Annotated in this window: 7 protein-coding genes; 5 read left to right on the top strand and 2 right to left on the bottom strand. The window is 30.0% G+C overall.

The annotated features are described in order from the left end of the window. Nucleotides 1-202: 202 nt before the first annotated feature. Together dinB and Q0829_RS06270 are read right to left on the bottom strand one after the other, a co-directional pair. On the bottom strand, nucleotides 203-1414 hold the full coding sequence (gene dinB / locus Q0829_RS06275) for a DNA polymerase IV (RefSeq protein ID WP_298541176.1): 1212 nt from the start codon (nucleotides 1412-1414) through the stop codon (nucleotides 203-205). Between the two features lie 162 nt (nucleotides 1415-1576). Next, nucleotides 1577-2392 (bottom strand): hypothetical protein, encoded by an 816-nt coding sequence (locus tag Q0829_RS06270; protein WP_298541174.1) that lies wholly within the window; start codon nucleotides 2390-2392, stop codon nucleotides 1577-1579. Nucleotides 2393-2681: 289 nt separating this feature from the next. On the opposite strand from Q0829_RS06270, the gene Q0829_RS06265 reads away from it, so the two are divergent. The 5 genes from Q0829_RS06265 (at nucleotide 2682) to Q0829_RS06245 (ending at nucleotide 12499) form a co-directional block, all read left to right on the top strand. Further along, a complete protein-coding gene (locus Q0829_RS06265; RefSeq protein WP_298541172.1) occupies nucleotides 2682-3191 on the top strand; it encodes a DinB family protein in 510 nt (169 codons plus the stop codon). Between the two features lie 325 nt (nucleotides 3192-3516). After that, nucleotides 3517-5730 (top strand): ATP-binding protein, encoded by a 2214-nt coding sequence (locus tag Q0829_RS06260; protein ID WP_298541170.1) that lies wholly within the window; start codon nucleotides 3517-3519, stop codon nucleotides 5728-5730. A gap of 33 nt (nucleotides 5731-5763) precedes the next feature. Beyond that, nucleotides 5764-7974: an ATP-binding protein gene (locus Q0829_RS06255; protein WP_298541168.1), complete on the top strand. Its 2211-nt coding sequence runs from the start codon at nucleotides 5764-5766 to the stop codon at nucleotides 7972-7974. A gap of 33 nt (nucleotides 7975-8007) precedes the next feature. Then, a complete protein-coding gene (locus Q0829_RS06250; RefSeq protein WP_298541165.1) occupies nucleotides 8008-10236 on the top strand; it encodes a tetratricopeptide repeat-containing sensor histidine kinase in 2229 nt (742 codons plus the stop codon). A 31-nt stretch (nucleotides 10237-10267) separates the two neighbouring features. After that, nucleotides 10268-12499: an ATP-binding protein gene (locus tag Q0829_RS06245; RefSeq protein ID WP_298541162.1), complete on the top strand. Its 2232-nt coding sequence runs from the start codon at nucleotides 10268-10270 to the stop codon at nucleotides 12497-12499. The last annotated feature ends 18 nt before the right edge of the window (nucleotides 12500-12517 follow it).

Below are 12517 nucleotides of genomic sequence, written 5' to 3'. Positions count from 1 at the left end.
CTGATTACTGATTACTGATTACTGATTACTGATTACTGATTACTGATTACTGATTACTGATTACTGATTACTGATTACTGATTATTCTTCCGCATCAGGGATAGAAACGACATCCTTTTTTATGTACCTGAGCGCAGTCGATGGGTACATAAAAAAGATATAGTGTATAGCCCGCCCGGATGCCATACTCCTTATTTATATATTATTGTTTTCTATGTGCTAATACGATAGGAGGCTGACCATTAAAGGGGTTTTGCATTCTACCAATAGTTTTGGATCCCATAGCTGCAGCTCTGATAATACTTCTGTCTCCATATCGATCTCTAATATGATCTAAAGCCTTATATAAGTTGAGTTGTTTTTCATTATCTTCAAAGAGATTAATCTGATAATTGCCACTTACTAAATGACTGAATCTAATACCGATTAATCGTACTAATAATCTTTTTTGATATAATTTTTCGAATAGCCCCAGAATTTTAGGAATTAAAATATGATCAGCACTGGTGTAGGGTATCTTAAGTTGCTTAGAGTAGGTATTAAAATCAGAATATCTAATTTTCACAGTAATACAGGCAGATAGTTTATTTCCTCTCCGTAATTGATACGATAGATTCTCTGTCATTGCAACAAGAATATTACGTAGTTTATATATATCTATAGTATCTCTATCAAATGTTCTCTCTGTAGAGATAGATTTACGTTCAGAAAAACCAATCACAGGTGTATTGTCTATTCCATTTGCTCTTTTCCAAATAGTTAATCCATTTACGCCCAGGACTCCTTTCATAACATCAACAGGCATTTCTTGTATAGTTTTTACCTGGCGTATACCTAAATTTCGTAGTGTTTGAAAAGTTTTATCACCAACCATAGGTATTTTTTTAATTGATAATGGAGCTAGGAAAGGTTTTTCTGTACCAAAATCAATCTTCAATTGATTATTGGGTTTAGCTTCATTGGTTGCAACTTTAGAAACTACTTTGTTTTGTGCAAAACCTAGAGAGATTGGTAAACCTGTTTCTGATATGATTTTTTGTCTAAGCTCTGATGCATACTTATAAGCACCAAAAAATTTATCCATTCCTGATAAATCTGCATAAAACTCATCAATACTAGATTTTTCAAAAACGGGAACTTTTTCTTTAATAATTTCTGTCACCAGATCAGAGTATTTACTATATGTGCCAGCATTACCTTTTATTATTGTAGCTTCTGGACATAGTTCTTTAGCTATCTTCATGGACATTCCTGAATGTACACCAAATGTTCTGGTTTCGTAACTGCAAGCTGCTACAACGCCGCGATCACTAATGCCTCCTACTAGTAGAGGCTTATTCTGTAGTGTAGTGTCTATAAGACGTTCTACCGATACATAAAATGTATCTAGATCAAGATGTAATATAGTTCTCAATTTTTGTTTATTAGGAATAATTCCAAATTTATGGAATTATTCCTAATAAGTAATTGTAAAACCTTTAATTTTATTCACAATACATAAAAAAAACGGTACCTTAAATAAGGTACCGTTTCTGAAAAATTTTATTTTGGGGCTACAAAATAAAATTCAATTGTATTAATTTTCTGTATATCCAGCAAATTGTTTCATAGCACTTTTAGTAAGCTCTTTAGCTCTGTCCACATAGAAACTTTTTGTGTCGTTTAATGTTTCATTTTTAAGATCATTTTCACTTCTTAAATAATCTTTTTGAGATTCAAATATTGATTCATCATCAACAGCTATACTTAATTCTTTAAGAGCACTTTCTAATTTTTGTAAAGCTTGTTCTGCTTTTACTTTTACTACTGTTTGCTCCTTTAGTTCAGCTGCACGCTGTGCTTCAAACTCTGCTTGAGCTTTTTGTTGCACTGCAATTTGTTGCTGTAATTTTTGTTGTTCGATTTGTAATTGACGTTTTTGCTCTTCTAATTCTCTTTGCTTTTGTGCTACTTCTTCAGAGGCAATTGCGATTGCTTCTTCTTCAGCACTTGCAACATCTCCTATATAAGAATCGTTACTACCACCAGCCGCTTGACAATCTGTTAACTGTTCTAGTAATTTAGGGCCAAGATCTTTAGCTTGCTTAGCATAATACCTACTACGTTCATAAGTATCTTGGTCTAAAGAGCTCACCATATTTGTTTTAGCTTCGTATGCTGTTTCATTAGCTTCTGTACAACCACACTCGTCCGTAAGGTTTTCTACTTTTTCAAAAGCTTCTATAGCTTTATCTGCATATTCCTGAGTATGAAATACATTATTTGCTCCGTGCGCTTTTTTAGAATGTGAGTATGCATAACTAGCTGCTGTTAATGCATCTTCATAAACATCTTGAGCATTAACCTGAGCTACAAGACAAAGTAAAAATAAGATTGGTGAAATTCTTTTCATTTTTAATGGGGCTTTTTAATGAACAGTACAAGTATACAATATTTTCTGAGTAACCTCCAAAAATAAATGTCATTAATCGATGAAATACGCACTTTATCTTAATTTTTATGGCTAACCCATAAACAAAGTGATAGATATCCTACTGTTTCATGAGGTCGTTCATCATAATGATTTCTTGATAACGATGTTTGATCCTTGGTATTGTACTCTTATACACTTAAACAATAAATTTAACGTTTTGTCAAAGTTGTTATGTAAGTTTATTATGTATATTACGTCCATATTATTTATGAAAGAACTCATTATATCCTCGATTAACCATAACCTTAATAACGCTATTGCTTTATTAGACGCACTAGATTCAGAAACTTACTGTGATACTTCTGTTGGTCCATATTATTCTAGTATAGGTTCTCATATTAGGCATACTTTAGATTTTTTTGATTGTATTATTAGTGGATTGGATACTAATGATATTGATCTTACTGCGCGTAAAAGAGATGAGATTTTATCGACTAATATAAAAGCAGCAAAAGATCATATCTATATGCTTCAAGAGACTTTAGTTTCTTATATAGACGTAAATACTGATTATTTGATCCATGTGACAGATAATATGGGACAAGGAAAAGTCACTGTAAATTATACTTTAGAAAGTATTCTTGCGCATGCTAATAGCCATGCCATACATCATTATGCAACAATAGGCTACGTACTTGATCAATTAGGAATAGAATTAAAAATTCCTGGATTTGGTTATAATCCTACTACTCCCGTAAATAAAAGGGAAGGAATTTAGTACAAAACATCAGCTATACTAATTTATTTTGATAAATAATACTGCTTATGTAAGTCAGTATATATTTTACTTTAGATAGTATCTAATAAATGCTGCTTTTTGTATAGAATATTACTACTTGTATATAACTTAAAGAGTAGTATGTATTTTCTATTTATGATAATTTCATCTGAACTAAGTTTCATCTGTTTATTTGAGTATATTTAGTTAAAAGAATATATTTTCTAAACCTTCTTAATACATCATAAAAGCTTTAATGATGCATAGCATAATAATTATTATGAAATAAGTGCATTTATTTAAAAGACATATTGATTAACTAACTATGATTACACAAAAATATATCTTTATATTGATCACTCTTTTTATAAGTGTTACTATTTGTTCCCAGAATTTAAAAGATGATTGTGAACTTTGGCGTAAGACTGTCGATAGCATTCAAAGTATTGAATATAGATTGAACTATAATAAACAAATACTTCTTAAAGTAGATGATATTTGTAAAGCTAAAATATATCTGAATTCGGCACATTTATTATACTCAGGTTTACAAAAAATAGATTCTTCATTATATTTATATGATGAGGCAATAAAACTCGGAAAATACTTGAAGAAAGAAGAATTACTTTCTGAAGCTTATGTTAATAAGGCACATGTTTTAACTCAAACATCAAAAAATAAAGAAGCTCTATTTGTACTAGAAAAGGTAAAAAAGATATTAAAGAATAATCCAAATGATAAATCTTGGGCTGTTTACTTTGAGGCTTATTCGGAAATAGCAGATAATAATTCAGAATACGAAAAAGCAATAAAATATGCTGACTCAATGACTGAAATATCAATAATAACCAAGGATACTTTTAATTTATTTGGGAGTTATCATAATAAAGGTTTGTACAATTTCAGGTTATCTAATTATGAGAAAGCAGTAATAAATTTGTTAAAAGCACTAAACCTTCAAGAGAATAACAAGAATCTATTAGGAAGAGCACGTACCAATTATCTTTTAGGTTTTGGTTATTTAAAATGGGGACATTTAGAAACAGCAAAAAAGTATTTAAAAAAAAGTATTACAGAAGCTAGAGAAAAACAAGATAATTTCACTCTATTACTTAGCTATCCATATCTTGCTGAATGTTATAGACGATTAAACGAAAATAATAAAGCATTAAATAGTATTAATTATGGTATTAAGTTAGCTGAAGATAGTAATAATAATAATCGAATTGCTAGAGCATACACAGAAAAAGGATGGCTTTATTTAAATAATTTCAAACAATATAATAAATCCGAAATATATTTTAAGAAAGCTTATGAGTTTGCTAAAAAATCTAATGATGATTTCTATCTACATTTATGTTTTGAAGGTTTGATAGAATTGTATTTAAAGAAGAAAGACTATGGAGAGGTGAAAAAATATTTACCTGATTTTAGAAAAGTAACAAATAGAATGAATATATTAATCAATACTCAACAATTATACAAAACGTATAGTGATTATTATGAAAAAACTCAAAAACCAACTTTAGCACTAAAATATTTAAAAAAATATCATGCAATAAAAGATTCTATTTCAAATCAACAAGTACAAACCAAAGTAGCCGATCTAGAAAAAAAATATGATACAAAAGATAAGGAACTTAAGATAGTTACTCTTAATAAACAAAAGGAGGAACAGCAGCAAATAGCAAAACAAGCCAAAGCTCAACAAAATTTATATCTGTTAGCTACTGGTTTTTTATTATTTTTATTAGGAACGGGTGCTTGGGCTTTTAGAAAGTTAAGGAAACAACAAAGGGAACTAGTTTCTATAAATCAGGTAAAAAATCGTCTTTTTTCTATTATTGCTCATGATTTAAGAGGCATGATTATTCCATTCCAGCGATCAGGAAAAATACTAAAGTATCATATAGATAAAGGTAATCACGAAAAAACAATAGAACTGTCTCAAGAATTAGAGCAAAATTCGGAAAGCCTTTCTAATATGTTGGATAATTTATTGAATTGGTCGTTAGAACAAATGAGCGGTTATAAGATAAACCTCCAATCAATGTCGATCAGTGAAGAGTTGAACGAAATTATATCAGGATATGAGCAACAAGCTGCATATAAGAAAACCAAGATTGTTTTAAAATATGAAGATGATTTATGGGTTAATCTGGATAAAGGGGCTTTTCATGTTATCTTTAGAAACCTGATCGGTAATGCACTAAAATATACAGAAGAAGGTAATATTCGCATAGAATTTACAAGTGAAGATGATATGTTTTTATGTTCAATAACAGATACCGGAGTGGGTATGTCTCAGGATCAACTTAAGAACCTTTTTACTCTGGAAGAAAAAAAAACAACTATTGGTACACAGGGTGAAAAGGGTACAGGATTAGGATTAAATCTTGTATATCGATTTATTAAAATGCATAAAGGAACGATCCAGGTCTCTTCAGAAAAAAGAATAGGTACCCGTTTTGATCTTAACATTCCAATAACTAAGTATCAATTTAATGAGAAAACAGAACGAAAACCTTTATCTGCATAAAAGAAGAGATAATCGAATGTAAAAGCAGCAACTATGACCCCATACAGATTATTACCATTACTTTTTGTTTTTCTGGTTACACTGACCATGTATTCACAAACTAAAAAAGAATATTGTGAAGAATGGCAAAACAAAACTGACTCAATTTCTGATTTAAATAAAGGTATTCTTAATGATAAATTCTATTTGCCAAAAGTTGATGATAAATGTAAAATAAGAATTTATATCAATTTAGGAAGCATTTATTTGAATAAGGTAAAAATGGATTCGGCACTTTATTATATGGATACTGCCATAGCTTTAGGTCAAAAAATTCAAGCGGATGAAGAATTGGTATTTGCTTATACAGAGAAAACAAATATTCTTATTTCACTAAACAGATATTTTGAAGTAGAAGATCTTTTAAAAGAATCTAGGAAGTTATTAGAAAAAAATCCTGAAAGTAAGTCTTGGCTGTATTATTATGATAAGAAAGGATATATGAAATATGTAAAATCCGAATATTATAAGGCTCTAGCATATATGGATTCTACTATTATTATATCTAAACAGAGAGGGTTAACAAAGGAGATTCATCAGACTTATGAGCATAAAGGTGTTTTATATATGCGTCTTTCAGAGTATGAAAGAGCTGCAGAAAATTTTTTTAAATCTCTAGAATATAAACAAGAAAATAATTTGATTAGGGATTTGAGTAGTACGTATCGATATTTAGGATCGTGCTTTTTTAAATTAAAACAATATGAGACTGCCAAAAAATATATTGTCAAAGCTTTGGAGTTTGGAAAATCTAACAATAATAATTTTGCTATGATGATTAGCTATAAGCATTTAGCTACTTATAATAGGTTTATGAATTTAAATCAGGAAGCTGAAATTGCCGTTGATGAAGCTATTAGATTGGCTAAAGAGTCAAAAACGGATAACCATATTGCAGCCGGATTAGAAGAGAAAGGTTGGTTGTATTTTAATAATTATAATGATTATGATCAGGCTGAAAAATATTTTGAAGAAGCTTATCAGTTTTCGAAAAAAACCAAGCAAGATGAAAATATATATTATAGTATTCAAGCATTAATCGGGGTTTATATTAAAAAAAAGAATGCAACAAAAATTAAAGAGCTTATTAATGAATTAGAACCTATCGTTAAGAAAGTATCTAAGCCAGATTATAGGATGTATATTGAAAAGATTTATGGGCAATATTATGAAATTGTAAATAACCCTAAAAGAGCTTTATCACACTTTAAAGTATATCATAATCTTAAAGATTCTATTACAAATGTCGAAGTATCCACTAAGGTTGTTTCCTTAGAGAAAAAATATGATACAAAAGATAAGGAACTTAAGATAGTTACTCTTAATAAACAAAAGGAGGAACAGCAACAAATAGCAAAACAAGCCAAAGCTCAACAAAATTTATATCTGTTAGCTACTGGTTTTTTATTATTTTTATTAGGAACGGGTGCTTGGGCTTTTAGAAAGTTAAGGAAACAACAAAAGGAACTAGTTTCTATAAATCAGGTAAAAAACCGTCTTTTTTCTATTATTGCTCATGATTTAAGAGGAATGATTATTCCATTCCAGCGATCAGGAAAAATACTAAAGTATCATATAGATAAAGGTAATCACGAAAAAACAATAGAACTGTCTCAAGAATTAGAGCAAAATTCAGAAAGTCTTTCTAATATGTTGGATAATTTATTGAATTGGTCGTTAGAACAAATGAGCGGTTATAAGATAAATCTCCAAGCAATATCGATCAGTGAAGAGTTGAACGAAATTATATCAGGATATGAGCAACAAGCTGCATATAAGAAAACCAAGATTGATTTAAAATATAAAGAAGATTTATGGGTTAATCTGGATAAAGGGGCTTTTCACGTTATTTTTAGAAACCTGATAGGTAATGCTCTAAAATATACAGAAGAAGGTAATATTCGCATAGAATTTACAAGTGAAGATGATATGTTTTTATGTTCAATAACAGATACCGGAGTGGGTATGTCTCAGGATCAGCTTAAGAACCTTTTTACTCTGGAAGAAAAAAAATCAACTATTGGTACACAAGGCGAAAAAGGTACAGGATTAGGATTAAATCTTGTATATCGATTTATTAAAATGCATAAAGGAACGATCCAGGTCTCTTCAGAAAAAAGAATAGGTACCCGTTTTGATCTTAACATTCCAATAACTAAGTATCAATTTAATGAGAAAACAGAACGAAAACCTTTATCTGCATAAAAGAAGAGATAATAAAATGTAAAAGCAACAACTATGACCCCATACAGATTATTACCATTACTTTTTGTTTTTCTGGTTACACTGACCGTGTATTCGCAAACTGAAAAAGAATATTGCGAAGAGTGGTATAAACAAATGAATACGATCGAGGATATAGATATTGGTATTAAAGTATCCAGGGATTTAGTTTCTAAAGTAGCCCCTTTTTGTGAAGTAAAAATTTCTTTTCGTTTAGCTGATCTTTATTTTATAAAAAGAAAAAAAGATTCTTCTATGTTTTTCTTTGATAAAGGTATTAAAGTGGCCAAGGAAATAAATGCAGAAGAACAGCTTTCCCTTGGATATGTGCATAAGGCCTACAGATTAGTTGATTACTATGAACATAATAATAAAAGTGAAATAGTAACGCTGTTAAAAAAAGCAAGAAATATATTAGATAAGAATATAGAAAATGATGCTTGGGGAATGTACTATACTACGTGTGGCGCATTGGCAGAAGAAAATGGGGATTATGAGAAAGGGCTGAAGTATATAGATTCTACAATTATCTTATATAAGAGGAAAAATGACAGTGCTAGTTTAGCTTCTTCTTATCACAATAAAGGATTCTATCTTCAGGAATTAGGAAATTATGAAGCTGCAGCAGAGAGTTTATTATATGCAGCAGAGCTATATGAGAAGTTTGAAGATCCTGATTATAATAAATTGGCTGGGACATACTATGTTTTAGGAGGCTGTTATTTTAAAGGAGAGCAATATGAAACAGCAAAAAAATATTTTGAAAAAGGGATTATAAGCGCAAAAGAGGTTAAAAATGATTACATAGCATTATTAAATTATTCTCATTTAACAGAATGTTATCAGGAATTAAAAGAAAATGAAAAAGCTATTAAAACTTCTGATTCAGCCCTAGTAATTGCTAAAAAATTGAATGACAGTATACAAATAGCTCAGGTGCTTAGGGATAAAGCTTGGCTTTATTCTAGAAACCTAAATAAGTTTGATGAAGCAGAAAAACTGTTTAGAGAATCCTATGATATTGTAAAAAAATATGATGCGGATATGGATTTAAGTTCTAGTTTAGAAGGTATGACTGATATTTTGGTTAAACAAAAAAAATATAAGGAAGCTTACAAGTTTTTAACCCTTTTTGATGAGATATCTAGTAAAATTAAAACACCAAGAAGACAACAGGCACTTTATATTAGATATAGTGAGTATTATGAAGGTATAGGTGATTCTGATTTAGCGATAAAATATTTGAAAAAATATCATAAAATTAAAGATTCTATATCCGGACAAGAAATAAAGTCCAAAGTGGCGGATTTGGAAAAGAAATACGAAACTAAAAAGAAAGAACTTGCCATAGTAAGCCTTAACCAAGAAAAAGAAGAGCAGCAACAAATAACCAAAAAGGCTAAAGCCCAACAGAACTTATATCTGTTGTTGGCGATTTTTTTACTATTCTTACTTGGAATTGGAGCTTGGGCTTTTAGAAAGCTAAGGAAACAACAAAAGGAACTAGTTTCTATAAATCAGGTTAAAAATCGTCTTTTTTCTATTATAGCTCATGATTTAAGAGGAATGATTATTCCATTCCAGCGATCAGGAAAAATACTGAAGTATCATATAGATAAAGGAAATCATGAAAAAACAATAGAATTGTCTCAAGCATTAGAACAAAACTCTGAAAGCCTCTCCAATATGCTGGATAATTTATTGAATTGGTCGTTAGAACAGATGGACGGTTATAAGATGAATCCTGAAAAAATATCAGTAAGTGAACAATTGAACGAAATTATATCGGTATATGAGCAACAAGCTTCTTATAAGAAAACCAAAATTGTTTTAAAATATGAAGATGATTTTTTGATCAACGTTGATAAAGGAGCTTTTCATGTTATTTTTAGAAACTTGATTGGTAATGCACTAAAATATACAGAAGGAGGAAATATTAGGATAGAATTTACAAGAGAAAATAATAATTTTTTATGTTCAGTAATAGATACCGGAGTTGGAATGTCTCAGGATCAACTAGAGAATCTTTTTACTCTAGAAGAAAAAAAATCAACTATAGGTACACAAGGAGAAAAAGGAACTGGATTAGGACTTAACTTGGTATATCGATTCATAAAAATGCAGAAGGGAACTATTAAGGTTTCTTCAGAAAAAAGAATTGGTACTCGCTTTGACATAAACATTCCTGTTACAATATCATTGACAAAAGAAGAAGAGAAAACAGCTGAATCTTTATCAGCGTAAAAAAAGAATATTTATTATTAAAGAACAATTTATGAGGTTACAAAAACTATTATTGCTATTTCCTATTTTTTTAGTTGTTATATGTGGTCAAGCACAAGATAACAACAAATATTGTGAGGCTATAGATAAGCAATTGGATACTATCTTAAATTGGGATCATAAAATTGCATTTTTAAAAAAATCATATGATAAGGCAAATCAAGCCTGCAAGGTTGATATTTTAATAAACATAGGTTTTATACATGGAACTGAACAAAAAAATGACTCTGCTTTTTATTATTATGATAAAGCTATTGAACTAGCTAAAGATGTAAAAATCGACGATGAAAAATCAAAAGAATTATTGGCCAATGTATATTCTAAAAAAGCGAATAAGTTATCCGTAATAAAGAAAAATGATGAAGCTGAACAGCTTCTAACGGAAGCAAGAAGATTATTAGCGAATTATCCGGATAATGTAGGATGGGAATCATATTATCATACCTATGCTACTATTGCAAGTAACAAAGCAGAACATGAGAAAGCACTAAAGTATATTGATTCTACCGTAATATTTTCTAAAAGAACTAATGATACGGTAGATCTTCCTAATAATTATCATAATAAAGGAGTTTATCTACTTAGACTTTCTAGGCATAAAGAATCTTCAGAAAATTTATTATTAGCGCTAGAACTAAAAGAGAAACAAAAAAATCCAAGTCAATTAGCTGCGACATATTTTGTGTTGGGAGTAGCCTATATTCGTTGGGATCAACCACAAATAGGAATTAAATATTTGAAAAAAGCAGTAGCAAGAGCTAGGAGAGAAAGTAACGACTATACGCGATTATTGAGTTATTCTCAAATAGCACACGCGCAAAGGAAATTAGAAGACAACGAAAATGCTCTTAAATTTATAGATTCTGCTCAGGTGTTAGCTATAAAACTTGATGACAAGTCCCAATTGGCGCAGGCTTATGTTGAAAAAGGATGGCTTTATTTGAAAAGTTTCAAGGAGTATGACCAAGCGGGAAACTATTTTTTAAAAGCTTATGAGCAAGCTAAACTAGGGGACAATGATCTAACTATATATCCATCGGTTAGAGGAATTATAGAATCCTATTTACATAAAGGAGAATATGAAAAAGCAGAAAGATATTTTACTCCATACAAAGAAGTAACTGAAAGAATAGGAAGTCTCCGGTATAAACAAGAGTATTTTAAAAAGTATAGCGAGTATTATGAAAAAGTTGGAAAACCAGATTCTGCCATGAAATACTTAAAAAAGTATTTTAAAATCAAGGATTCGATATCTGATACTAAAGTGAAAACTCAGGTAGCAGATCTCGAAAAAAAATACGATACCAAAAAGAAAGAACTAGCTATAGTTACGCTTAATAAAGAGAAAGAAGCGCAAGAACAAATCGCACAACAAGCCAAAATCCGCCAAAAATTATATTTGTTACTTGCAGGTTTTCTATTGTTCTTATTAGGGATTGGTGTCTGGGCCTATAGGAAGTTAGGAAAACAACAAAAGGAACTTACTTCTATAAATCAAGTTAAAAATCGTTTGTTTTCAATTATTGCTCATGATTTAAGAGGAATGATTATTCCATTCCAGCGATCAGGAAAAATATTAAAGTATCATATAGATAAAGGAAATCATGAAAAAACAATAGAATTGTCTCAAGCATTAGAACAAAACTCTGAAAGTCTGTCTAATATGTTGGATAATTTATTGAATTGGTCGTTAGAACAGATGGATGGTTATAAAATGAATCCTGAAAAAATATTAGTAAGTGAACAATTAAACGAAATTATATCGGTATATGAGCAACAAGCTTCTTATAAGAAAACCAAAATTGTTTTAAAATATGAAGATGATTTCTGGATCAGCGTGGATAAAGGAGCTTTTCATGTTATTTTTAGAAACCTGATTGGTAATGCACTAAAATATACAGAAGGAGGAAATATTAGGATAGAATTTACAAGAGAAAATAATAATTTTTTATGTTCAGTAATAGATACCGGAGTTGGAATGTCTCAGGATCAACTAGAGAATCTTTTTACTCTAGAAGAAAAAAAATCAACTATAGGTACACAAGGAGAAAAAGGAACTGGATTAGGGCTTAACTTGGTATATCGATTCGTAAAGATGTATAAAGGAACGATCCAAGTTTCTTCGGAAAAGAGAATTGGAACGCGTTTTAACTTGAGTATCCCTATATTTATATCATTAACTAAAGAAGAAGAAGAAAAGAAATCGAATTCTTTATCAGCATAATTATGTGGATTTAGAATT

Source organism: uncultured Aquimarina sp. (assembly GCF_947492405.1).
Taxonomy (GTDB): domain Bacteria; phylum Bacteroidota; class Bacteroidia; order Flavobacteriales; family Flavobacteriaceae; genus Aquimarina.
The sequence above is the reverse complement of the archived record's forward strand: the minus strand, read 5'-3'. Positions and strand labels throughout refer to the sequence as shown.

Coding starts and splice junctions, on each gene's coding strand:
- Q0829_RS06245 (WP_298541162.1), top strand. CDS start 10,268: ATGAGGTTACAAAAACTATTATTGCTATTTCCTATTTTTTTAGTTGTT.
- Q0829_RS06265 (WP_298541172.1), top strand. CDS start 2,682: ATGAAAGAACTCATTATATCCTCGATTAACCATAACCTTAATAACGCT.
- Q0829_RS06260 (WP_298541170.1), top strand. CDS start 3,517: ATGATTACACAAAAATATATCTTTATATTGATCACTCTTTTTATAAGT.
- Q0829_RS06250 (WP_298541165.1), top strand. CDS start 8,008: ATGACCCCATACAGATTATTACCATTACTTTTTGTTTTTCTGGTTACA.
- Q0829_RS06255 (WP_298541168.1), top strand. CDS start 5,764: ATGACCCCATACAGATTATTACCATTACTTTTTGTTTTTCTGGTTACA.
- Q0829_RS06270 (WP_298541174.1), bottom strand. CDS start 2,392: ATGAAAAGAATTTCACCAATCTTATTTTTACTTTGTCTTGTAGCTCAG.